This window comes from Paenibacillus sp. FSL H7-0756, assembly GCF_038006765.1.
Classification (GTDB): domain Bacteria; phylum Bacillota; class Bacilli; order Paenibacillales; family Paenibacillaceae; genus Paenibacillus_AQ.
On sequence record NZ_JBBOVT010000001.1, the window covers coordinates 2,097,325 to 2,120,941 of the forward strand.

Annotated in this window: 17 protein-coding genes; 11 read left to right on the forward strand and 6 right to left on the reverse strand. The window is 54.4% G+C overall.

Annotated features, from left to right (window positions below; translation table 11 throughout):
• Positions 1-3 precede the first annotated feature (3 nt).
• The gene (locus NST04_RS09375) at positions 4-1,113 is read left to right on the forward strand and encodes a glycoside hydrolase family 88/105 protein (protein WP_341184022.1); all 1,110 of its coding nucleotides are present in this window, start codon (positions 4-6) and stop codon (positions 1,111-1,113) included.
• A gap of 91 nt (positions 1,114-1,204) precedes the next feature.
• Complete coding sequence (locus NST04_RS09380) at positions 1,205-2,548, forward strand: glycoside hydrolase family 28 protein (protein WP_341184023.1); 1,344 nt, start codon at positions 1,205-1,207, stop codon at positions 2,546-2,548.
• Between the two features lie 292 nt (positions 2,549-2,840).
• Here the strand turns inward: NST04_RS09380 and NST04_RS09385 are convergent, their stop codons facing one another.
• From NST04_RS09385 to NST04_RS09400, 4 genes are all read right to left on the reverse strand, one after another.
• Positions 2,841-3,260 (reverse strand): hypothetical protein, encoded by a 420-nt coding sequence (locus NST04_RS09385; protein ID WP_341184024.1) that lies wholly within the window; start codon positions 3,258-3,260, stop codon positions 2,841-2,843.
• A 335-nt stretch (positions 3,261-3,595) separates the two neighbouring features.
• The gene (locus NST04_RS09390; RefSeq protein ID WP_341184025.1) at positions 3,596-4,234 is read right to left on the reverse strand and encodes a hypothetical protein; all 639 of its coding nucleotides are present in this window, start codon (positions 4,232-4,234) and stop codon (positions 3,596-3,598) included.
• Positions 4,231-4,740 carry a flavodoxin family protein gene (locus tag NST04_RS09395; RefSeq protein WP_341184026.1) on the reverse strand — a complete coding sequence of 170 codons (510 nt, stop codon included), beginning with the start codon at positions 4,738-4,740 and terminating at the stop codon, positions 4,231-4,233. Before NST04_RS09395 ends, NST04_RS09390 begins: the two co-directional genes overlap by 4 nt.
• A gap of 12 nt (positions 4,741-4,752) precedes the next feature.
• Entirely contained in the window at positions 4,753-5,322 is a 570-nt protein-coding gene (locus NST04_RS09400) for a TetR/AcrR family transcriptional regulator (protein WP_341184027.1), read from the reverse strand.
• Positions 5,323-5,525: 203 nt separating this feature from the next.
• Between NST04_RS09400 and NST04_RS09405 the strand changes: the two genes are divergently transcribed.
• Positions 5,526-6,536, forward strand: a complete 1,011-nt coding sequence (locus tag NST04_RS09405; RefSeq protein WP_341184028.1) for a ketoacyl-ACP synthase III — start codon at positions 5,526-5,528, stop codon at positions 6,534-6,536.
• A 240-nt stretch (positions 6,537-6,776) separates the two neighbouring features.
• Here the strand turns inward: NST04_RS09405 and NST04_RS09410 are convergent, their stop codons facing one another.
• A complete protein-coding gene (locus NST04_RS09410) occupies positions 6,777-7,802 on the reverse strand; it encodes a LacI family DNA-binding transcriptional regulator (RefSeq protein WP_341184029.1) in 1,026 nt (341 codons plus the stop codon).
• Between the two features lie 293 nt (positions 7,803-8,095).
• Between NST04_RS09410 and NST04_RS09415 the strand changes: the two genes are divergently transcribed.
• Positions 8,096-13,135, forward strand: coding sequence for a carbohydrate binding domain-containing protein (locus NST04_RS09415; protein ID WP_341184030.1), 5,040 nt, complete (start codon positions 8,096-8,098; stop codon positions 13,133-13,135).
• 740 nt (positions 13,136-13,875) lie between these two features.
• Here NST04_RS09415 and NST04_RS09420 read toward each other — a convergent pair.
• Entirely contained in the window at positions 13,876-14,430 is a 555-nt protein-coding gene (locus NST04_RS09420; protein ID WP_341184031.1) for a GbsR/MarR family transcriptional regulator, read from the reverse strand.
• A 256-nt stretch (positions 14,431-14,686) separates the two neighbouring features.
• Between NST04_RS09420 and NST04_RS09425 the strand changes: the two genes are divergently transcribed.
• From NST04_RS09425 to NST04_RS09455, 7 genes are all read left to right on the forward strand, one after another.
• Positions 14,687-15,886 carry a quaternary amine ABC transporter ATP-binding protein gene (locus NST04_RS09425; protein ID WP_341016834.1) on the forward strand — a complete coding sequence of 400 codons (1,200 nt, stop codon included), beginning with the start codon at positions 14,687-14,689 and terminating at the stop codon, positions 15,884-15,886.
• Positions 15,883-16,719 carry an ABC transporter permease gene (locus NST04_RS09430; RefSeq protein WP_341184032.1) on the forward strand — a complete coding sequence of 279 codons (837 nt, stop codon included), beginning with the start codon at positions 15,883-15,885 and terminating at the stop codon, positions 16,717-16,719. The genes NST04_RS09425 and NST04_RS09430 overlap by 4 nt, the downstream gene beginning before the upstream one ends.
• A gap of 15 nt (positions 16,720-16,734) precedes the next feature.
• Positions 16,735-17,619: a glycine betaine ABC transporter substrate-binding protein gene (locus NST04_RS09435; RefSeq protein WP_341184033.1), complete on the forward strand. Its 885-nt coding sequence runs from the start codon at positions 16,735-16,737 to the stop codon at positions 17,617-17,619.
• Between the two features lie 220 nt (positions 17,620-17,839).
• The gene (locus NST04_RS09440; protein WP_339311509.1) at positions 17,840-18,454 is read left to right on the forward strand and encodes a TVP38/TMEM64 family protein; all 615 of its coding nucleotides are present in this window, start codon (positions 17,840-17,842) and stop codon (positions 18,452-18,454) included.
• 115 nt (positions 18,455-18,569) lie between these two features.
• A complete protein-coding gene (yunB, locus tag NST04_RS33990) occupies positions 18,570-19,880 on the forward strand; it encodes a sporulation protein YunB (protein ID WP_445667880.1) in 1,311 nt (436 codons plus the stop codon).
• Positions 19,881-20,155: 275 nt separating this feature from the next.
• Positions 20,156-21,751: a response regulator transcription factor gene (locus NST04_RS09450; protein WP_341184034.1), complete on the forward strand. Its 1,596-nt coding sequence runs from the start codon at positions 20,156-20,158 to the stop codon at positions 21,749-21,751.
• Positions 21,748-23,514: a sensor histidine kinase gene (locus NST04_RS09455; protein ID WP_341184035.1), complete on the forward strand. Its 1,767-nt coding sequence runs from the start codon at positions 21,748-21,750 to the stop codon at positions 23,512-23,514. Before NST04_RS09450 ends, NST04_RS09455 begins: the two co-directional genes overlap by 4 nt.
• Positions 23,515-23,617 lie beyond the last annotated feature (103 nt).

The window sequence follows — 23,617 nt, forward strand, 5'->3', positions numbered from 1 at the left end:
ACGATGATTGGCAGTCTGCCGCAAACACCGATCGAATGGGCGCAAAAGGCCTGTGATTCACTGATGGATACGTATGAGGCGGGAGAGCTCCCGCCTGCGCACCGCTGGCATTATCATCAGGGCGTGTTCCTGTGCGGAATGGAGCTGCTGTGGAAGACGCTCCGGGAGGATCGTTATATCGATTATATTAAGCAGTATGTGGATGATCTGGTGGATGAGCAGGGGAACTTCGACTTTGCCCGGGATGAGCTGGATGCCGTACAGGCGGGGCTGCTGCTCTTCACGCTGTATGAACGGACCGGCAAGCGGAAATACCGGGAGGCGGCAGTCAAGCTTCGCCATTTGCTGCTGACACTGAACCGCACCTCCGAGGGCGGATACTGGCATAAGGACAAATATCCGAACCAGATGTGGCTGGACGGGCTGTACATGGCCGGGGTGTTCTCGCTGAAGTACGCGAATACTTATAGAGACGATGGCTTGCGGGCCGAGGTCCTGCACCAGGAGCGGCTGATGCGCAAATATATGAAGGACGAGGCGACCGGCCTGCTCTACCATGCCTGGGATGAGAGCCGCCGCATGCCATGGGCGAATCCCGCCACCGGCTGCTCGCCGGAGTTCTGGAGCCGTTCGCTTGGCTGGTACGGACTTGCCGTCTCGCAGTTCCTGGATGAACTGCCGGAGACTGATCCGGGCCGGGCGGAGCTTGCTGCCGAGCTGAGCGGATTCGTACAGGCGTTAATCCGCTATCAGGACCCGCAGAGCGGTCTGTGGTATCAGGTCGTGGATAAGGGACATGAGCCGGACAACTGGCTGGAGACCTCAGGCTCCTGTCTGTTCGTCTACACGATTGCCAGAGCAGTGAAGCTGGGTATCCTTCCGGCTGAAGTTATGAATGAAGCGGCGGAAGCAGCGCGTAAAGGCTACGAAGGCTTAATTCAGGTGCTCCAGTGGGATGAGCAGGGCCGGCTGCTGCTGCCGGATATCTGCATCGGAACCTCGGCGGGAGATTACCGGAACTATGTTACCCGCCCGAGGGTCAGTAATGATCTGCACGGCGTGGGCGCGCTGGTAATGGCCTGCGTGGAGATGCAGGATTTGTATAAGGCATAAGCAGAGTGGAGTTGGAAGCTGCCGGTTCAGGCATTGGCGCAATAGAGCTGGAGCTGCATAGACCGGCAGCGGATGGAGGAGGAGGCAGACAGTGTATAACATAGTGGATTACGGAGCGCAGCGGGACAGCGGAGTATCGGCAACGCAAGCGATTGCGGATGCTATTGCAGCGGCGGACTGTGACGGCGGAGGTACAGTGTATATTCCGGCTGGCACTTTCCTGACCGGAGCGGTGCGCCTTCGTAGTAACATCGAGCTGCATGTAAGTCCCGGTGCGGTATTGTCCTTCAGTACCGATCCGGCGGATTATCCTGTCGTGGAATCACGGTGGGAAGGGGTCAAGCAGGAAGTCCATATGCCCTGCATCTACGGGGCGGGCCTGAGGAATGTCTCGATTACCGGGAGCGGAACCATTGACGGGAATGGAGAACCCTGGTGGGAGAAGCACCGGAGCCGCCCGGAAGAGCTGGAGTATCCGCGCCCGAGACTGATTGGCTTCGATGATTGCAGCCGGGTGACGCTCCGTGATCTGACGTTGGTGAATTCCCCAAGCTGGACGGTGAATCCGATCAATTGCAGCAATGTGATGATCGACAATCTGTCTATCCTGAATCCGGCCGATTCGCCGAATACCGATGGAATCAATCCCGAGTCGTGCCGGGATGTGCGCATCAGCAACTGCCATATTGATGTCGGGGATGACTGCATTGCCATTAAGGCAGGCACCGAGGATACCCGGGAGCGGATTCCCTGCGAGAATATCACGATTACGAACTGCGTGATGGTTCACGGCCATGGCGCGGTGGTGCTGGGCAGTGAGATGAGCGGCGATATCCGCAATGTGACAATCAGCAATTGTGTGTTCAAGCAGACGGACCGAGGCATCCGCATGAAGTCACGGCGCGGGCGGGGCGGGATTATTGAGGATATCCGGATCAGCAATATTGTGATGGAGGATGTCATCTGTCCCTTCACGCTGAATCTCTATTACTTCTGCGGCCCACGGGGCAAAGAGAAATATGTCTGGGACAAGAATCCTTATCCGGTAACGGAGGAGACGCCGCAGTTCCGGCGGATTCATTACGCCAACATTACCGCCCGCAATGTCCATGCGGCGGCGGGATTCCTGTACGGGCTGGCGGAGCAGGCCGTCTCGGAAATCACCTTCACCAACATCGATATCTCGATGGCGGAGCATGCGGTGCCCGGCCAGCCGGACATGATGGCAGGGCTTGAGGACATGCAGCGCCGTGGCTTCTTCCTCGGCAATGTCCGCGAGGTGCAGTTCCAGCAGGTCACTATTGAGAACCACGACGGCCCGGCCTTTTATGTGGAGAATGGGGAAGAAGTGGAGTTCCTGCACTGCCGCTCCAGGAACACGGCCAAGCCGGAGAAGCTGGTGGAGCAGGTTAGGGTGGTACTGGCGGAAAAATAAAGCCTTGGGGCTGGTGAGATCCGGCGAGACCAGGTGAGAGCTGGCGAGATCAAGAGGAGTCATTCCGCTGGGCGTTCGAATAGAAGTTGGAATTGAAAGAGCCTGGTCCTGTTGAGGACCGGGCTCTTTGTGCGAAATCTGGCAGATGCCGATAGACAGGCTTGAAAATGAATGATAAGAGTGTTATCAATTGTGCTAAGGTTAGAGTGAGAGAGGGAAGCGAATTTGAATAGTACGCACTTTGAACTCATATAAGCACTTAAAAGTAATCATGACTAAGGCTCATAAGGTTCTATTTAACTTGGATTTTCAAGGCATAAACAGCAGTACCTTTCTTCCAGGTGGCCATTACCCCGTAGATATAGGTGCCGGCACTACCCGGTACATTGAATTGATTCAAGTCAGTAACATCTTTGAATTTATACTTACTAAAGTGTTCTCTTACAAGCATTGAATCCGGCGATATATCGAATTTGATTTGAATTTCAGCTCCAGCAGGAATAATTTCCGCTTCTTTCTCCTCCATAGCTTCCCATGGACCACCGTATAATTCTTTGGCACCCCAACTATATGTACTAATCTCCACAGGAACAACTTCACCGGTATCCAAAGTAGCGCTCATTTCGGGTAAAGGCATAGAGCTAAGCTTACTACACCCAGTGATCATCACTATAAGTATTAGTGCTAATAATAACATTCCTATCCTGTTCATAGGAACCTCCTTTTGCGGAAGACTATGTAGCAGGTATTCTATACTATGATTGTAAAAAACAAATAAAGGAGATAGTTGTATTCCATACATTTAAAAACAGTGAAAAGGAAGGTTTCCCGCTTCTAACTGTAGTTTGTACAACTAAATTCGCCCAAATGGGGGAGGAGTCCGGTATCGGTGGAATTTAGGTGTACGAAATACAACTAACCGTATCATCGCGGGAATATCAGGTGATTTAGATGTACAAAGTACAATTAAGTCCTAAATTAAGTCCTCCACTTGTACATTAAATCTGGTACGGAACCCCGCCAGTATGCGATTAGTTACAGTATTCGCTACATCCGCCGCAGCAGATCCTTCGGCTTCAACCCGTTCTTCCGGGCCGTCCCGTGCCAGAAGAAGTGCGTGGCATTGAATTTCCAAGCGAAGCGCGGGAAGTTGGGGTTGATCAACAGAGATTCCCCGGAATTCCGGGACTGGATGTTCCCGGCCAGGCTGTGCATGGCGCGGCCCAGATTCTTCAGCGGGCCCCGGCCAAGCGGTACCTTCCCCAGAGAACCCAGCATTTCACCGGCGCCGTGGCCGATGCCTTGCCCGAAGTGAACACCGGCACGCGTGCACCAGTGTCTGAGGATATCCAGCACTATCTGGTTCTGCTCCCCCTCATAAAAGCCGTTGTTAATCAGTGCGTAGACGTATATCTCCCGTTCGCGCTCTGCCTTTAGGTATCCTTCGAGGGTAACCAGGAGCTGGAACAGATGCGAGGGGATACCGTCATTATAGAGCGGGAAGGCCAGGACCAGCACATCCATGCGGCATAGCTCACTGTACTGTTCAGGAGTGAGCGGTCTTTTATTCGGAGTATAGGCGTGCAGTTCGTTCCCGTCCGCAATCAGCGGCTCCAGCATCCCCAGCAGAAGGCCTGAGTTGCTGCCGGCAGGCTTGGGGCTGCCGTTAATCATGGCAATGTTCATTGCAGGACCTCCTTAATGCTCTGCGGACTGGTATGGAAAAATACGTTGTTGCCTGCCGAATACAGATTCATGCTATTAGCTGCAACGAGCCTTCTCGCTGTATCCTGCTCAGCCTCCGTAATATCGTTGCCGTAGAAATGTACCGAGAGTGTGAACTGGTGATCATAGCGGCTGCGGTGACGGGTGGCTCCATCTTTGGTTACAAAATAGGGAAGGACGTAGGAAATGCTCCGGTTCAGCACATTCAGCACAAAGGGGCTATAGCTGCCGTACATACATTTACTGATGATCGTAAGTTCATCACTGCGCGAGAACAGCTCGCCCAGATTGTCGTAGCCATCTCTCTTAATGACGCATGTCCCGGGAGTCCGGGTCCAGCAGCCGAAGCAGCCCATGCATGAATGAATTGCACCGCTATCCGAGATGACCGTTACTTCCTCTTGTGCCATATCCCCCAGCCAGCCCTTGAATTCTTGCTCCTGCAGATCGTGTATGATCGTTCTCAAGATTCCATCTCCCTAAAAAATAGATTTAAGCTCCAGCAGATCGCGCCAGTTGCCCGAATACTTAACCCCGTTATTGGTCAGCAATGCCGTAATTCCATGCACCATGGACCAGAGTGTGATTAGCTGAGGGGTGAACTCGGTCTCCGGCAGACCGTTGCTGCGGAACACTTCAAAGGCTGTAGTCCTGAACAGGACGAATGGCGGATAACTGTCAGTATCATAATTGTCCAGATCAATGGTTATGCCGGAATGGTAGAACAGAAACTGGAAATACTGTGGATGCTCTACGAAAAAATCAATATAGGCCTGCCCAAGCCGGGAGACCGCTTCAAACTTACCTTCCTGGCCTTGGATGGAGATACGCAGCGAATCCATAAATTGCCCGGTAACATGTTCCCCCATGGCAGCTACCAGTTCATCTATATTTTTGAAATGGCTGTAGGGGGCAGTGTGGCTGACTTCACATTCGGCGGCAACCTTCCGCAGGGAAAAGCTGCTGATGCCGTCCGAGTTAATTAGCTTGATACCCGCTTCTATAAGCTGATTGCGCAGATTGCCGTGATGGTAGGGTTTATCCTTCAAAGGTTCTGTTCTTCCTTTCATTCTTGACTGATATCTTAACGACGTAAAGATTGTAGCATGCGTTTGTGATCTTTACAATGTTAAGATGTGATTGCCGCAAGGCGATTCCGGGTATACATTTTGCAAAATAGTCAGGAGCAGGTTATAATTAGTACCAAGTACTAATATCAGATACTAATAAATCAAAAGCTGAGGTGGATCATATGACAGGTGCAAAAATAACAGCGATCGGCTCTTACGTGCCGGCCCGCAGACTTACGAATCAGGATCTGGAGCAGATGGTGGATACTAATGATGAGTGGATTGTGCAGCGGACCGGGATCCGGGAGCGCAGAATCAGCCGCGAGGATGAATATACCAGTGATCTGTGTGCAGCCGCCGCCTTGGACATGATGAAGCGATATGGTAAAAGCGTACAGGATGTCGATATGGTGCTTGTGGCGACCAGTACCCCTGATTTTTCTTTTCCATCTGTGGCCTCGATTGTACAAAATACCCTTGGCATTCCGCTGACTGCGGGAGCGATAGATCTGAGCGCTGCCTGCGCCGGATTCGTGTATGCTCTGCATACGGCTCATGCGCTGGTGTCTTCGGGACTGCATCATAAGGTGCTGGTCATTGGTGCCGATACGCTGTCCAAGATCACAGATTATACGGACCGCAGTACCTGTATTCTGTTCGGGGATGGTGCAGGGGCTGTGCTGGTGGAGAGCGGCGGGGCGAAGGATGACTTCATGGGATACCACCTCGGCAGTGACGGAAGCGGAGCGCAGCATGTCTACCGCACAGGGCTGGCTGAGAAGGTGAACGGAGTGGAACTCTCCGCGACAGGGCTGCTGGTGCAGAATGGCCGGGAAGTGTTCAAGTGGGCGGTCCGTACGGTTCCGCAGGGAGTACAGCAGGTGCTGAAGAACGCCGGAGCAGGTCTTGCGGAAGTAGACTGGTTCATCCCGCACAGCGCCAATCTGCGGATGATTGAACCCATCTGTGAACGGCTGAATTATCCGCTGGAGCAGGCACTATACAGTCTAGAAGCCTTCGGCAATACCTCGGCGGCCAGTATTCCGCTTGCGCTTGATCTGGGTATCCGCGAAGGGAAGGTGCGCAGCGGCCAGCAGGTGCTGTTGTACGGATTCGGTGCGGGTCTTAGTCATGCAGGTCAACTGGTCAGGCTGTCGCTGGACCCTCAGGTAGCTGAGCCTGCCTCGCTGTGATGGATTGAGGCTAAAGAAGCAAGGACAGGCCAATGTGGGGGCCAAGCCGAAAAATGGTCCCCAAAATCAGAAAAACGGTGCCTTGAAGCAGCCCGCTAAATGAGCGATTATAGTATCGAAAGCGTTTTCGGGTGGGTGCATAGTGCAGCCAAGCGAAGTTCTGAGCTGGAGGGGAGGGATCGCAGGGCAGGTCCGGAGAGGCAGAAGTTCATCATTACGGCGATCCGGTGGTATAGGCGTTCAGTGGTTCAATTGTTTCAGCCCGCTGCCGCAGGATTCACGGACGATCAGCGCCGGTTCAACGACAAACGAGCCGCCTTCAGACTGGTTATTGATGAGATCGAACAGCATATGGGCGGCGAGCACACCCAGGCGTTCCTTGTTCTGGCGGATGGTAGTCAGCGTAGGGCTGGTATACTTGCAGGCCTCGATATCGTCACAGCCGATGATAGCCACATCCTCGGGAACACGCAGACCCTGCTCCTTCAAGGCGCGGACAGCGCCGAGGGCGAGGAGATCGGAGGCGGCGAAGACCGCTTTTGGCAAATCTCCCAATGCAATTAACGAATTCATTGCCGCATAACCGCTGGGCTCAAAGAAATCGTTGCCATGCACGAACCAGTTAGGATTCATGACCAGGCCGAAGCCGGCAATGGCTCTGACATACCCTGCTTCCCGCAGGTTAGAGATGTCTGAATCCGCTGTACTGCCTATGAAGCCAAGCTCCCGGTGTCCGAGCAGGTAGAAGTGCTCCACCACCTTGGAGGCAATCTGGTAATTGTCTGACATGACATAGCCGGACTTCTTGCCGGTCAGCTCCAGGTCTACCCCGATGCAGGGAATAGGGCTCCGGTCCAGCTCCTGTATGGCAGGCTCCATCTGCTCTCCCGAGATAATGACACAGCCGTCCACATGGAAATGCAGGCAACGCGAGTAATAATCACCGCTGTTAATGAACTTCTCATTCGAGAAGAAGATCAGGTCGTACCCCAGCACCCCCATCTGCTTCTTGAACGAATTCAGCACCTCTACAAAAAAAGGATGGGTAAATTCCACATTCAGCTCACCGGCAAAAATAACCCCGATCAGATTCGACTTCTTGGTAGCCAGCGTCTTGGCGGAGCTTGAGGGGGTATATCCGGTTTGTTCGATGATTTCAAGCACTCTTCGTTTCGTTTTTTCGGAAACATCGCTGTAATTATTCATGATTTTGGACACAGTCGATACAGAGACCCCGGCCATTTCAGCAATTTTTTTGATATTCATTTGCATGGCTATGCTCACCCCCGCTTCATAGTTATAACAGGGCCAAAAGACGGGTATGCCAGGGTTTCTCAAGGCTACTGACCGTTCACTTGGACACTCTCTGCTGTCAAACAGCAGTCCTTTCTAGAGTCTATTCAACTTGCCGAAACAAGTCAAAGGTTAATTGCATTCAGAGGAATGGCATGGAGATAATCGAAACCGATTTCGGTCCGGAGCTCGAAGATAACAGGAGAGTAACGGGACGATGTTAATGCGCTAAGTTAAGACTCTAATTCAGAGGAGGTTTACACGGAATGAAAAAGAATATACCGGCGTTGTTAGCAGCCGCTGTAATGGTTACCGGACTTCTATCGCCGCTGGGGAGCGGCGGGGCTGAGGCGAAGTCTGCTCTGAGCAGGCTGACAGCACCTTCGGAGACAACGGCCGCCTTGCAGGGCGGAAGCTTAGGTGCCAGTGATTTGAAAGCGTTTACCGATGTAAAAGAGGGCAGCTGGGCGGCTCAAGCTGTGATGCGCTGGAGCCGCAGCGGGGTGATCTCCGGCTACGGGGACGGCAGCTTCCGGCCGGAGCAGCAGGTCACCCGGGCCGAATTCACGGCAATCGTCAACCGGATCTTCGGCTATAAGGACATGGCGGCTGTGCTTCCGGCAGATGTCCCGGCGGGGGCCTGGTATAAGAACGATATTGCCAAAGCGGTAGCAGCAGGGTATCTCCTTGCAGACGCAGATCAGCGAATTGAACCTGCGGCTCCGCTGAAGCGCGGGGAGGCGGTCCTTGCCCTGCAGCGGATACTGAGGCTGGAGACAGAACGTCAAGCGAAGGGCATGTATAGCGACCTGGCGGGAGCCGGCAGCGCAGTAAGCGCAGCGGCGGATGCTTTTACGGCAGCAGGTTATATGCAGGGCTATGCCGGAGGCTTATTCAAGCCGGACGGGAGGATCACCCGGGCCGAGCTGGCGAAGCTGGCGGATTCACTGGTGCCGGAGCTGCGCTCCGCAGCCGGGGAAGTGAAGCTGGGCAAGGTGAAGGGCAATGTGGTGCTGAGCCATGAGGATATTACACTTAGCGACAGCATTATTGAAGGGAATCTCTATCTTACCGAGGGGATCGGGGAGGGAGAGCTCCGGCTGGAGGGAGTGCAGGTGAAGGGCACCACCTATATCCGCGGCGGCGGTGAACATAGCGTGAGCCTGGTGAACAGTACTCTTGGGCCTGTTCAGGTGGCGAAGCCGAAGGGCAGCGTCCGCATCGTTGCCAGCGGAACGACAACCACTGGAACAGTGTACCTTGATTCCGGTGCTATTCTGGAAGAAGGCGCGCTTACCGGGGAGGGCTTCGCCAATGTTGTACTCCCGGCAGGGGAGAGGGCGGTCACTCTTATTGGCAATTATGGGGTTGTATCCACCGCTGATGCTGCCGGAGGCAACCTTACGCTGAGCTTGTCAGGCAAGCTATCCAAGCTGATCTGGGGCACGCCCGGCAAGCTGGTGCTGATGAATCAAGCGCAGGTGGCGGAGTTGCTTCTTACAGCTGGTGCCCGGGGCACTACGATTACGGGCAGCGGCAGCTTCGGCACCGTGCTGAATCAGGCCGAGGCTGTAACAGCCGGCGGCATCGTGCTCAAGCCGGGCAGCCGCAGCAATCTGAATCTGGCCTCGCCGCAGGCCAGCCAGCCGCCTGTTGCTGCGGGGGGCGGAGAGACGGCGACAGCTACACCGGCTGTCACGGCAACGCCGGAGCCGACGCCAACACCAACGCCAGAGGTTACGCCTGAGTCAACGCCAACACCAACACCAGTGGTTACGCCGGAGCCAACGCCAACACCGACCAGTGATCCGTGGAGTCTGGTGTGGAATGATGAATTCGATGACAATGTCATTGATCCGGCGAAGTGGACCTATGATCTCGGAGATGGCACCGTTGTCGGGAATCCGGGCTGGGGCAATAATGAGCTGGAGTATTACACAAATGATCCGAAGAATGTGAAGGAGCAAGACGGCAAGCTGGTCATTACCGCACATAAAGAGGCAAAGGGCGGGAAGCCGTACACTTCTACCAGAATCAAGACCAATGGATTGTACAGCAAAATGTACGGCAAATTCGAAATTCGGGCGAAGGCACCGGCAGGCAAGGGGCTGTGGCCCGCGATCTGGATGCTGCCGGAGAATTATGTGTACGGCAATTGGGCGGCCTCCGGGGAGCTGGATATTATGGAAGGCTGGGGCAGCCGTCCGAATGTAGTTGCCGGAACGATCCATTATGGTTCCCAGTGGCCGGACAATGTCTATTCCGGCAAGGAATATGTACTGCCGGGCGGTTCCACCATTGAAGAATTCCACACCTACTCCATAGAATGGGAGCCGGGAGAGATCCGCTGGTATGTGGACGGGGTACTGTTCTCTACCAAGAATGACTGGTACAGCAAAAGCAGCGGCCAGCCGGCTATCAATGCTTATCCGGCACCGTTCAACCAGAAGTTCCACCTGTTGATGAATCTGGCAGTCGGCGGCAACTTTGACGGTAATCCTACGGAAGAAACGGTATTCCCGAGTTCCATGGAGATTGACTATGTCAGAATCTATGAGCTGACCGGACGCGAATACCGGCAGCCGGTACCGGTGGAGCTGGAGAAGGAGCCTTATCTGGAAGGGGCTAAGCTGCCGCTTGCGGACGGGAACTTCATTTATAATAGCGGTTTCACAGAGCAGGTAGAGGGAGATCCCGGGATGGGCATCCCGAATACAGCCCACTGGGTAATGTATAAGGATGAAGGCGCGGATGCAGCGCTGTCCCTGGAGCCCGTAGACGGCAAGAACTTCCTGAAAGTAAACATCTTGAAGCCGGGCGGTAATACTTATTCGATCCAGCCGCAAGCTATTGTCTCGCTGGCGAAGGGAAGATTCTACAAGCTAAGCTTCGACGCCAGAACGGATACGGCGAGGGAGTTCACAGCCCGGCTGACCGGCGGCGCACCGCTGGGCTTCCCGTCCTATTCTCCGGCGTTCAAGGCGGTGCTGACCCCGCAGCTTCAGCATTACGAGACCATGTTCCAGATGAAGGAGAGCTCGGACAATGCCGCGCGGATTGAGTTCAATCTGGGGACCAATGCTTCTCCGGTCTGGCTTGGCAATGCTCGGCTTGAAGAAATCGGCAGTATTCCCTTCGATCATGATAGCGCCAAGACGCCACTCGGCAGCGGCAACCATCTCTACAACGGCAGCTTCGATCTGGGCGAGCCGGACCGGATGAGCTATTGGCATATCGGCACTTCCGGAGGTGCGGAGGTTAATCCGCAGGTTGACACTGAAGGCCGCCTGAAGCTGGACATTACAGGCGTGGACTCTGGCGGCAGCGGGGTTACGCTGCAACAGAAGGGGATCTTCTTGGTGCAAAACCAGGATTACAAGCTGACCTTCGAGGCAGATAGCTCCTCCGCACGGACAGCAGTAGTTGAACTGAGCGGTTATGACGGCGTTGTCTATGCTTCCCAGCCGGTTCAGTTGAGTGCGGGACATCAGCAAGTTGAAGCGGTGTTCAAGAACTTCCCGGGGGCCAGCGACCGCCTTGGACAATTCGTCCTGAGCCTTAGCGGGGGCACCGGAACGGTGCTGCTGGATCAATTCGTACTGGTACGCACCAGCTCCTATTATGACCCTGATCTGACCTATTACCCGCTCTTGAACGGGGATTTCAGCTTCGGGCTTACGAGCTGGGAGCGGCTGCTGACAGAAGACGGCGGCCAGAGCACTGCGGCAGCAGTGGACGGGGCAGCGAAATTCAGCATTACGAACACCGGTAACCAGGCGTATTCGGTGATGCTTTTCCAGAATAACCTCAAGGCTGCGGCGGGCTTGGATTACGTGGTTGAATTCGATGCCAGTGCCAGCGTGGCGCGGCAGATGGGTGTGAAGGCAGAGAATGCGAGCTATTCCCCTTCCATCGATAAGACAGTGGAGCTGGTGCCGGAGATGAAGCATTACCGGTTCGAATTCCGGCAGGGTACGAATGATACGCTATCATTGAAATTCCTGCTCGGCAAGGTGGGCGGGGTGAGTGTTCCGCAGAGTCATGACATCATCATCGACAATGTGCGATTCGAGATCAAGGACGCCCCGGCGAAGCCGCAGGAGCTGCTCGCAGATTCCACAGCCAACCGGGTATCCCAGCCGATTGAGCTGACCTTCATTCAGAAAGCAGAATGGTCCGGCAGCATTAAGTCCGTTAAAGTGAATGGCGTAACACTTGCGGAGGAGCTGTACGATGTACATCCGGGAGCAATTATAATCCAGGCTGCCGCCTTCCCGGCAGAGGGAAGCTATACCATTACCGTGGAAGCTGAAGGTTATGTTAACGCTAGTGTGGTGCAGACCATACTGGCGAATGATAACAATCTGGTCGTCAACGGATCATTCACCGGCGGCAGCTCAGGCTGGTCCACCTGGTCCGGCGAAGGCGGAGCCTCGTCCTTCCAAGTGGTGGACGGAGCAGTGGAGGTGCTGATTACGGCGGCCGGGTCACAAGCCTGGCACACCCAGCTCTATCAGGAGAAAATCCCGCTGGAAGCCGGCGCAACCTATGAGCTGAGCTTCAGAGCGAAGTCTACCGTTCCCCGGCAGATTGTCGTAGAGTACAGCGGAACCTCTGCCCAGGCGGCGCAGGCGAAGTTCGATATTACAGCTACGTGGGCGACTTACAGCACACAGTTCAGTGTAACCAATGACAATCCGCTGAAGCTGAATTATCTGATCGGCGCCACGCTGGGTGAGGATAAGACGGCTAACCATACGGCGCATACGATTTCTTTTGACGATATCGTGCTTAGGAAGGTAACGGATGGACAGGGGACTGAACCTGCCAGCGGCACACTGGATAACGGCACATTCGATGCCCAGCCGGCTCTTAAGGGCTGGACCCAGTACTTCGAGGGCGCCGGAAATGCCGCAGTCCAGAATGGGGAGCTTGAGGTGTCACTGGCCTTCACGGGATCAGCCAACTACGCCGCCCAGGTAGATTACAGGGATCTGAAGCTGATTCAGGGTAAAAGCTACACCTTGAACTTCAGCGCCCGTTCGGATATCAACCGGGTGATTGAAGTAGCAGTCGAGCATTTCGGAGGGGAGTACACGAAATATCTGCAGACAACCGCCGCTGCATTAACAGGCGAAAAGCAGAGCTTCAGCTACACCTTCACCATGAACGGCGGAACGGATGCAGGTGCTCATCTGGTCTTCCTGCTGGGGCTGAATCCCGGCAACAGTCCAGAGACGAATGCCGCTATCGAAGCGGGCAATCATATCTATATTGATGATGTCAGTCTGGTCGAGAACCCGTAAGCTAACGAGATATGGCGTGACTTAGCGGTGTTATAACAACCAGTGACAGCACGTCAGCATGCGAGAACGGCCGCAATCCTTGAATTCAAGGATCGCGGCCGTTTTGATGCTTGTAGGGAAACTATAGTTCCCCTGGTAGAACATCGAATGGCCGGAATGTATGTGGAAAACAGCATACATTGCTTTCAAACGTAGGCGATGTCCCGAATGTATGTGGAAAACAACATACATTGCGCTCAAACACAGGAGATGGCCCGAATGTATGCGGAAAACAGCATACATTGTGCTCAAACGCAGGCGATGGCCCGAATGTATGTGGAAAACAACATACATTGTGCTTAAACGCAGGTGATGGACCAAATGTATGTGGAAAACAGTATACATTATGCTCAAACGCAGGCGATGGCCCGAATGTATGCGAGGCTAGGTTCCCTTGAAGTCTTTGGGTAGTTCCATTTCCCGCTTAAACAGTGGAGAGGACGAAACGACCCGCGGAGAAGCGATAGCGGTCGCCTTGGTCTCCGGATTTTCTCACCGAATAGGGGAATGAAAAAAACTCTTACGAGCACAGCGATTGTAACAACGGTCCGTTCACGCAGCGTTCACCCAAGTGCCCACGTTAATCCTACTCCTCAATTCCTCCTACTCCAAAACAAAAAGCTGTCCCAAGCGCCATAACATGGCTTTTGGTGACAGCCTTTTCAGCATGAGCAGAATAGTTTGAACGCCTACAGCGGATATTATTCTTTAGGGATTAATTCAAAGATCTTGCCGGTCTCCAGCGCTTCGATCAGCTTCAGCAGCCAGCGGTAATATTTAATGGCTTCCTCAATCTTAATCTCGTCGGTGTGAAGCAGGCGCGACAGGTCGGGCTCGTCCGCATAATCGGTTTGCATCTGCCGGATTTCGGCAAGCGATTTGTTCAGGGCAATCATATTCCCTTCCACCGCTTTTCTCCATTTAATAGAGAAGTAATCGCTGAAGTTCTGATGCCAGTCGGGAACCACCTCGAACAGATCCTTGCGGGTGCCCTTGCCCCAGACTTTATCAATCATCTTCAAATCAAGCAGTGTACGGACTCCAGTACTCATGGAGGTCTTGCTCATGCCCATGGTGCGGCTCAGCTCATCCAGTGTAACCGGGCCCTCATTAAAGTACATATAACCGTATAAATGCCCGATGGACAAGGTGATGCCGTATAAATCCATATTTTTACCGATAGAGTCGATAACCCGTTCACGGGCCTTGCTGATTTTCTCTATTTGCTCGGGCGAAAGCCCCTCTAAATCGTTCATGATGTCCCTCCTGAGGATTAGGCTGACAGGCTGCATGCCTCTCCTACTGTATTGTAATCAAATCCCCATCCAGAAGTAAAGAATTCATGCGGAACGGAATTTGGCGTTAAACAGAGTATTCTATACGTAAAGTTTGTAAAGTTAAAACTGTACACTAAATTTTAACCGAATATGCGCTTTGCTTATTTTTTCGTAAGTCCGTTACACTAGGTCAGTAGCATCAAAGCGATAAACAGAGATAGAGAAGGAGGTCACCATGGCAATTATAGAGGTGAAACAGTTAACCAAAGTTTTCGGTCATGATGCAGCACGGGCGCTTCCATTATTAGAACAAGGCTGGTCCAAAGAAAGAATCGCCAAGGAAGCCAAGCTGACGGTCGGTGTGAATAAAGCCGAATTCAGCATTGAAGAGGGAGAAATATTTGTCATTATGGGCTTGTCGGGCAGTGGTAAGTCCACGCTCGTCCGTCTATTGAACCGGCTGATTGAGCCGACCGGAGGACAGGTGCTGTTCAAGGGTAAGGATGTTGTCAAGATGAATCCGGAGCAGCTTCGGGAATTCCGGCGGAAGAATATCGGTATGGTCTTTCAAAAGTTCGCGCTGTTCCCGCACCGCAGTGTGCTCGCTAACGCAGAGTACGGACTGGAAGTCCAGGGTGTGGAGAAAAGCAAACGAACCCGGCTGGCCATGGAGGCTCTTGAGCTTGTAGGGCTGAAGGGCTGGGAGAATCACCGTCCGGATCAGCTCAGCGGAGGCATGCAGCAGCGTGTCGGCCTGGCGCGCGGTCTGGCCAATGATCCTGACATTCTGCTGATGGATGAAGCCTTCAGTGCGCTTGATCCGCTGATCCGCAAGGATATGCAGCAGGAACTACTGGAGCTGCAATCCAGAGTGAAGAAGACGATTGTCTTCATCACGCATGATCTGGATGAAGCGCTGCGGATCGGGGACCGTATTGCCCTGATGAAGGACGGGGTCATTGTCCAGATCGGATCGCCGGAAGAAATTCTGATTCAGCCTGCGAATAAATATGTAGAACGCTTCGTGGAGGATGTGGATCTGTCCAAGGTGCTGACGGCTTCCCACGTGATGCGTCAGCCGGAGATGATCCGCCCGGAACGCGGCCCCCGGGTAGCCCTGCAGCTTATGCGGGACAGCGGGGTATCCAGCCTGTATGTGGCGGATAATGAGATGCGGCTGCAAGGTCTGCTGACAGCAGATAACGCCTCTCAGGCTTTGAAGGAGAACCGCAGTATCCTTGAAGTCATGCAGCGTGAGATTCCCCGTGTCCAGCCGGACACCCTGCTGAATGATCTGTTCGAGCTGATGTCGGAGACGCATCTGCCGGTGGCGGTAGTCGGGGAAGGCGAGAAGCTGAAGGGGATTGTGATCAAGGGGGCTGTGTTGTCTGCCCTGGCCGGTAACGCAGTTCCGGAAGGAGGGCTTCATTCATGAATTTACCCAAAATCCCGCTCGGAAAGGGCGTAGAATGGATCGAAGATTGGCTCACTGCCTATTTCGGCCCGATATTTGACTTCATTCATGCGGTGATCGGCGGAATGGTCAGCGGAATTGATGCGGCACTGAATTTCCTGCCGGCTCTTGTGCTGACCCTTCTGATCGCCGCTCTGGCCTACTGGATCGGCAAATGGCGGATGGCGCTGTTTGCGGTGGTCGGACTGCTCCTGATTGACAATCTTGGATTATGGGGGCCGTCGATGCAGTCGCTGGCCCTGGTACTGACAGCCTCTCTGCTGGCTGTAGTGATCGGGGTTCCGCTCGGAGTGCTGTGTGCACAGAGCCGGACCTTCCAGAACATTGCTACCCCGATTCTGGACTTCATGCAGACGATGCCGGCGTTCGTATATCTGCTTCCAGCCGTGTCGTTCTTTTCACTGGGGGTAGTTCCCGGCGTAATTGCTTCTATTATATTCGCGATTCCGCCAACCATCCGGCTCACTAACCTGGGTATTCGTCAGGTCTCGCCAGAGCTAGTGGAGGCGGCGGATGCCTTCGGTTCTACGGCAGGGCAGAAGCTGTTCAAGCTACAGCTGCCCATCGCCATGCCGACCATTATGGCCGGTATTAACCAGACGATTATGCTGTCGCTGTCCATGGTGGTCATCTCGTCCATGATCGGTGCCCAGGGGGTCGGGGCTTATGTATACCGTGCGGTATCACAGGCCAAGACTGGTGCGGGCTTCGAGGCGGGGATTGCCATTGTCATTATCGCGATACTGCTGGATCGTCTGACCCAAAAGCTGTTCAAATCCAAACCACAAGAATAGGAGTGTATAATTAATATGAAAAGAACTCATTCGATGAAGCGCAGACCGCTAATGATAATCATGCTGCTGCTGGCAGTAATTCTGGTAGCTGGTTGTTCGTCTAATAATAACAGTACGGTGAAGCTGGCTTATGTGGCCTGGGATTCCGAGATCGCCAGTACTAACGTAGTCAAGGAAGTGCTGGAAACGAAGCTCGGCGTGAAGGTGGAGATGCTGCAGGTCGATGCCGGACCGATGTGGGCAGGGATTGCTGACGGCAGCGCGGACGCTATGGTAGCCGCCTGGCTGCCAAGCACCCATGCCTCTTATCTGGAGAAATACGGCAAGGATATTGAAGATGTAGGGGTTAATCTGGAGGGTACGAAGACGGGGCTTGCCGTTCCCGCCTATATGGACATTAACTCCATCGATGACCTGAAGAATGCCGATGTAGCCTCTTCCCTGAATCAGACGATTATCGGGATTGAGCCGGGGGCCGGAATTATGACGGCTACGGAAAAAGCGCTCGAAGCCTACGGCTTGAGCGACTATACGCTGCTGGAGAGCTCGTCTGCGGCGATGGCACAGGAGCTGCAGAAGGCTTTTGACAAGAATGAACCGATCGTGGTCACCGGCTGGACTCCGCACTGGATGTTCGCTAACATGGACCTGAAGTATCTGGATGATCCGCAGAATGTATACGGCGGAGCCGAGCAGATTCACACCATGGCCCGCAAGGGGCTCCAGGAGGATATGCCGGATGTGCACAAGTTCCTGAGCCAATTCAAGTGGACCGCAGAGGATATGGAGCAGGTTATGGTCAAAATTCAAGGCGGACAGTCGCCTGAAGAAGCCGCCAAGGAATGGGTAGAGAGCAATGAAGCCAAGGTGAATGAGTGGACGGCTGGTATCTCTGCATAGTTGAAAACGGAAAGGTTCAGTGATCTGGCGGCGATGACCGATGTGTGCTATGATGAGAGAAAATAAGCAACAATTCTGTAACTTGTACACTGATGTCGCAGAATATATAGGCAGATGTTTAAAAAACACCCCGCAAGGGGTGTTTTTCTTCACCAATTCAACCTTCATTAATGAGCGGTTCCTTTACATGCTGCTAGGAGTCAGGAAAGGAGAGCGCTCTATGACCGAAATCATCAATGCCTGGATTGACTGGCTGCTGCAGAGTCTTGGACTTAGCGGCCCGTATATTGTTTTCGCGACCTTTCCGCTCGCCGTGCTGCAAAGCTTGTTCGGATTTTTCCCCCTGGCGATTCTGATTGTGCTTCATGTCTCTGTATTCGAAGTAATTGGCGGTATGGCTGTCAGCTGGCTGGCCTGTAACCTGGGTGCGGTAGTCGTCTATTTTCTCTTCCGGCGTTATCTCTTCGACTGGTTCGACCGCAAATGGGGCTACAAGCTCAAGAAGTATGAGAAATGGCAGACCTATCTGGACCGTTACGGCATTTGGACCCTGGTGCTGCTGCGTACGATTCCGATTGTGCCCAGCAATATCATTAACCTGATGTCAGCCGTGTCTCCGATGAAGCCGGCGGCTTTTGTCTGGGGGACGGTGCTCGGCAATCTGTCTTTCATCTGGCTGTTCGGTACACTCAGCTCCTCGCTCATTGTCCCGCGTGAGGACTGGAACGGTTTTCTGTTGTGGTATGGCGTATTCATGCTGATTCTGCTCGCTATCTTTGTCCGGCTGCACTGGGGGCATCTCCAGGAGGATAAGCGCAAGCGGGCGGGACATTAGGTTCTTCACTTCAAGGCTAACCTCACTTTTGTGGGGTTATTTTGCGTGTGCGCCGAATAGCCTATTAGTACAGGGAGCGGCTTGACCGCAGGAATGTCGGGAGGGACTGCAGGGCATGGGCAGAATCAGAAAATGGGGGAAACGGAGCGCAGGCGTACCGCTCTTCGGGCGTCTGCGTCTGCCGGACTTCAGCGGAAGCGGCCTGAGGAGGCCGGGCGGGCGCCGCCAGGCCTTCAAGGCCAAACCGTCCAGAACGGGAATCCGGCCGCCGGGCGAGGGTTCGGGAGCAAGGTTCGAAGCGAAGCCGTCAAGACCCGGCGCGGGCCTGCCTGGCCGGGGCTGGGGACGGAGCGGGGGCTTCGTGGCGAAGCCCTCCAGGTCCGGCGTGCGGCTGGACGGGAGCGGAGCGGATTACAAGGCAGCGAAGCCGTCCGGGAGAGCAGCGGGCGCTCCGGGCCAGCGGGTCTGGCGCAAGTCCGGGCGCGGGGGCGGCGGCTTCCGCTTGTTCGGCAGCAGGGACGGGAAGCATCAGGAAGCGGCCGGGGGCAAGGGGCAGAAGCCGCGCAAGCGCAGACGGGGCAGATTCTGGATCGTTCTGAGCCTGCTGCTGCTTCTGGCGGTGCTGCAGGGGCTGCGTTATGTGGAGCAGCATCTGAAGCCGCCGATTCTCCATCTGGCACAGATCCGGGTGAAGCAGATCGCCACGGAATCGATTAACAAGGCGATTACGTCCCAGGTGGCAGATGGCGGGAACGCAGAAGCGCTGATTGACTGGAAGACGGACAAGAACGGCAAAATCTCGGGCTTCATGCTCAACTACAAGGAGCATATGCGGATTACCTCACAGGCCGCCGAGGTCATCCAGTCCACACTGCAGGAGCTGCATAACCGGACGGAATATATTCCGCTCGGGCAGGCGCTCGGCAGTCCGCTGATTGCCTCCTATGGGCCGGATATTCCGATCAAGGTGGAGCCTCAGGGGGCAGTGAAGGTCGAGCTGAACACACGGCAGCAGAATGCCGGAATCAATATGATTCTCGTTGAAGTCTTTATTCATATTGTTACTGAGGTTGCCGTCGTCATTCCATTTGATATGGAGCCGCAGGTGGTGGATACAGAGATCCCCGTCTCCTACCTGATGGTAGTCGGTGACGTTCCGATGTATTACTATGACAATCAGGGCAAGCCGGTCGGCGAGAACGGCAGCAGCGCCCCGGGCATCGCTATTCCGGCTCCTTCGCTGAGTACTGAGAATAACAGCACCGGCACGGACAGCACACCAGCAGGCGGCGGTAACAGCAGCTCGGGCTCCGGCGGATCAGGCGGACATGCGGGCAGCGGGGAGAGCCCCCAGCCAGCCGCAGGCGGCAATAATGCGCCGGATACGTCCGGGGAAGGCGGGAATGCTGGGGAAGGGGCGGAGTAGGGGAGAAGCGGGGATAAGGTCGGGGTAAGGGCCCCTGTGGTCATTTAATGGCTGAATGGGAGTCCTTTTTATTGTGGGTACGGGTTAATATGGGCTTTTGCGGATAAAGGGAGGAATTAGTTGGCAGGCTGCTGGTGCGATGAGGATGATGAGGGAAGTATTCAAATCCACCTTTCCAATATGAATCCACTAGGAATGAACCGGAATGGCTTCTATAATAAGGGCAACGCTGCGGCTGACAGGGGCTGTAAGGCGATCTTGGGAGGCTGAGACGAATGAGAATATTGATTGTGGATGATGAACCCAGGCATCTGAGGGGGATGGTCAATCTGATCGGACGCCTTCGGCCGGAGGATCAGGTGGTTGCGGTGAAGGATGGCTTGTCGGCTATGGAAATGGTGAGAGCCCACCGCCCGGAAGCCATATTGACGGATATCCGCATGCCCGGAATGGATGGGCTTGAATTTCTGGAGCGGCTTAAGCTTGAAGCTATCCGGACCAGGGTTGTAATGGTATCCGCTTACAATCTGTTCGAGTATGCGCAGAAGGCAGTCCATTATGGGGCTTATGATTACCTGCTGAAGCCGGTGGAGATTGACCAGGTTGCGGATGTCCTAAGCCGGATCGACCTTCTGCTGACGGCGGAACAGAGGCAGCGCCGTGAAGAGGAAGAGATGCAGCACCGGCTTAAGCTCGCTTCTTCCGCCTACCTGAACCGGCTCATGCTGTCCTGGCTGAACGGCAGTGCGTCCTTGGCCGAGCTGAACGAGCTGGACGGTTATGATGGGCTGCGGGAGAGCGGTGTCGCTGTGTATTCGGAGCTGAACTCCTGCCAGGACAGCAGGGAGAGGCAGGACAGCGGCGTGTTCATCCGTGCTCTGGAGCAGGCCTGGAGCAGGTGGGGGGAAGCCATCACGATTCCCTTGAGCGGTATGAAGGAGGATGGTCCTCTTGCCGCAGTTACCTTGATTACCTTGGAAGGCCTTACCCGGGACAAGCGGGAAGAGGCCCGGTCCATCGCCCATTCTTTGGCGGCGGATTGGGCGTATGCGGGACAGCTCACCCATGGGATCGGCCCGGAATGCCGTTCTCTCCGGGAGGAAGCGCCGCAGTCCTATCTGGCGGCCAGAATGGCCAACAGTTACAACTTCTATGATTTCCGGCAGGGGCTGCTGTTTTCAGATGAGATCAGGTCTTCTTCCCGTGAGGTTGTTCCTGACTGGAGCAAGGTCTATGAGGCTTTGATAATGGATGATGCTGCGCTTGCACTGAAAGCTTGTGTGGAAGCCCTCTGCCAGCTTGCGGACGGTGGACATGCCAGCCCTATGCTGCTGAAGGAGCAGGCATCGCTTATGCTGCTGCAGATCCGGAATGAGCATCAGGACATTCTGGATAAGAGGGCGCAGCAGAAGCTGACCGGTACGGCTACGCTGATTATCCGCTCATGCCGCTCGTACCCGGAGCTGGTGGCCCATTTAGGGCAGGCACTCCGGGAAACGCATTTGGCCTTAACCGTATCCCGGCAGGATCAGGGGGAGAGCATGATCGCTGAATGCCTAAGCTGGATACAGCAGCATATGAAGGAGGAGCTTACACTGGAGCGGGCGGCTGAGCATTTCCATTTTAACCCCTCCTATTTCAGTACACTGATCAAGAACAGGACGGGAAAAACGTTCTCTGAGCATGTGACGGCGGCCCGGATGAAGCGGGCCAAGGTGCTGCTCGCCGGGGAGCCGCTCAGAATATATGAGGTGTCCTTGGAATGCGGATTTCAGGATACGAAATATTTTTGCCGCGTATTCAAGAAGTATTACGGCATGTCGCCCAAAGCCTATAAGCACGTGCTATCGCAAAGGAAACGTGAGGCATGAAGATCACCTTCCGTTACCGGCTGCTGGCCAGCTATATTCTGCTGATTGCCATTCCCCTGCTCGTTCTGGGGGCTTTGTTCTACCGGACCAGCCTGAAGATTATCACAGAGCAGGCGCAGAAGAATGTGTATGAGATTGTCAGGAAGAATAATGAAGTTATGGACACCAAGCTGCGGATCGTGGACCAGAACAGCATGTCCCTGTTCCTCGACAAGGATCTGTTCCGCATCTTCAGCCAGCTGGACCCGACGAATGAAGCGGAGCTGTTCGCAGCCGACCGGCAGGTGACGGCTGTACTCGGCAAAACCTTTTCCCAGAACCAGGATATCTTTGCCTACCAGCTATGGACCTCCTACTTCACCTTCGGACAACCCTTGCCTCAAGGAGAACCGACGCAATCGGATATCTACCGTATGGCCCGGCAGGCGGGAGGGAAACTGGTGTGGATACCGACTTATGAGTTCGCGTCCATGTTCAACCAGCCCTATCTGCAAGGCGGGAATCTGGAGTTCCGTTATCTTTTCTCGGCTACACGCCTGCTGGATTTCACCTATCTCAGCAATACGAAGCTTGCCAAAATGGATGCCGGAGTGGAACGCCCCGTGCTTGCCATAAGCTTCAAATCCGAGGTGCTTAAATCCTTGTATGCAGACAGCCTTCCGGGGAACTCGCGCTACATGGTGCTTGATCCGCAGGACAGGGTAGTCGCCAGCAGTGAGCCGGGTCAGGTTGCACAGATCTATAAGGAGGCAGGGCTGGACAAGCTGCAGCAGGAGAACAGCGGGGCACGGCGAATGAAGCTGGACGGCGAAGCGGTAATCGTCTGCTACGACCGATCGGAGGTGACCGGCTGGATGTCTGTGGTGTGGATACCGGAGGCAGGGCTGGTGAGCAGCCTGGTGCCGGTGATCCGGACGTCTATTACCGTACTGGCCGTGGTGATGGGGATTGTGGCCCTGATCTTCGCTTACTTCATTGCGGGTAAAATCACTAAGCCCATCAAGCGGCTGCTTAGCGCGATGAGATCGGTGGGCGAGGGCGATTTCCAGACCCGCGTGGATGTGGTAAGCCATGACGAGTTCGGCGTGCTGACGCAGCGCTTCAACCGGATGAATGACCGGATTCACCTGCTGGTGACGGAGAATTACGAGATCAAGCTGAAGGAGAAGGAGGCCGAGATCCAGGCGCTGAACATGCAGATGCATCCGCACTTCCTGTACAATACGCTGAATGTGATGAACTGGACAGCAATTGAGAATGATCAGCAGGAGCTTAGCAGGATGCTTGTCTGCCTGTCCAACATGCTGCATTATACCTCCCGGAAGACATGGGACGCCGTACCGTTGTCCGAAGAGATGAGCTGGATGAGTAATTACTTCTATATTATGTCGATCCGCTTCGAGGACAAGTTCACCGTGGAGTATGATATGGACCCGCAGTTATTGGCGTACGATGTGCCGAGACTGCTGTTCCAGCCCTTTGTGGAGAATGCGATTCTTCACGGCTTCGATCAGACCGGCTCTGGCGGACTCATTGGAATCCGCGGCTGGATTGACGGCAGAACCCGGCATTATGAGGTGGCCGACAACGGCCGGGGCATGAGTGCGGAGACGGTACACACAATTCTGTATGAGAAATCGTCCTCTGTGGGCATCAAAAATACTATTGACCGCATTCAGATGACCTACGGCGGCGAGTACGGGATAGCTATCTTCTCAACTCCGGGAACAGGCACGAAGGTAGTGATTACTTTGCCGCTATAAGCCAATCCTGGTCCACCAATCCAAAGAGATTAGGGTTATGTAAGCGCTATCTTATATTTTATAATAAAGGCATCATAGACTGCAGCTATGAACCCGTTGAACT

Excerpts from the sequence above, each read along its gene's own strand:
- NST04_RS09375 (WP_341184022.1), top strand. The coding sequence starts at position 4 with ATGATTGGCAGTCTGCCGCAAACACCGATCGAATGGGCGCAAAAGGCC.
- NST04_RS09410 (WP_341184029.1), bottom strand. The coding sequence starts at position 7,802 with ATGAATATCAAAAAAATTGCTGAAATGGCCGGGGTCTCTGTATCGACT.
- NST04_RS09420 (WP_341184031.1), bottom strand. The coding sequence starts at position 14,430 with ATGAACGATTTAGAGGGGCTTTCGCCCGAGCAAATAGAGAAAATCAGC.
- NST04_RS09390 (WP_341184025.1), bottom strand. The coding sequence starts at position 4,234 with ATGAACATTGCCATGATTAACGGCAGCCCCAAGCCTGCCGGCAGCAAC.
- NST04_RS09455 (WP_341184035.1), top strand. The coding sequence starts at position 21,748 with ATGAAGATCACCTTCCGTTACCGGCTGCTGGCCAGCTATATTCTGCTG.
- yunB (WP_445667880.1), top strand. The coding sequence starts at position 18,570 with ATGGGCAGAATCAGAAAATGGGGGAAACGGAGCGCAGGCGTACCGCTC.
- NST04_RS09450 (WP_341184034.1), top strand. The coding sequence starts at position 20,156 with ATGAGAATATTGATTGTGGATGATGAACCCAGGCATCTGAGGGGGATG.
- NST04_RS09425 (WP_341016834.1), top strand. The coding sequence starts at position 14,687 with ATGGCAATTATAGAGGTGAAACAGTTAACCAAAGTTTTCGGTCATGAT.
- NST04_RS09385 (WP_341184024.1), bottom strand. The coding sequence starts at position 3,260 with ATGAACAGGATAGGAATGTTATTATTAGCACTAATACTTATAGTGATG.
- NST04_RS09435 (WP_341184033.1), top strand. The coding sequence starts at position 16,735 with ATGAAAAGAACTCATTCGATGAAGCGCAGACCGCTAATGATAATCATG.
- NST04_RS09440 (WP_339311509.1), top strand. The coding sequence starts at position 17,840 with ATGACCGAAATCATCAATGCCTGGATTGACTGGCTGCTGCAGAGTCTT.
- NST04_RS09415 (WP_341184030.1), top strand. The coding sequence starts at position 8,096 with ATGAAAAAGAATATACCGGCGTTGTTAGCAGCCGCTGTAATGGTTACC.
- NST04_RS09430 (WP_341184032.1), top strand. The coding sequence starts at position 15,883 with ATGAATTTACCCAAAATCCCGCTCGGAAAGGGCGTAGAATGGATCGAA.
- NST04_RS09405 (WP_341184028.1), top strand. The coding sequence starts at position 5,526 with ATGACAGGTGCAAAAATAACAGCGATCGGCTCTTACGTGCCGGCCCGC.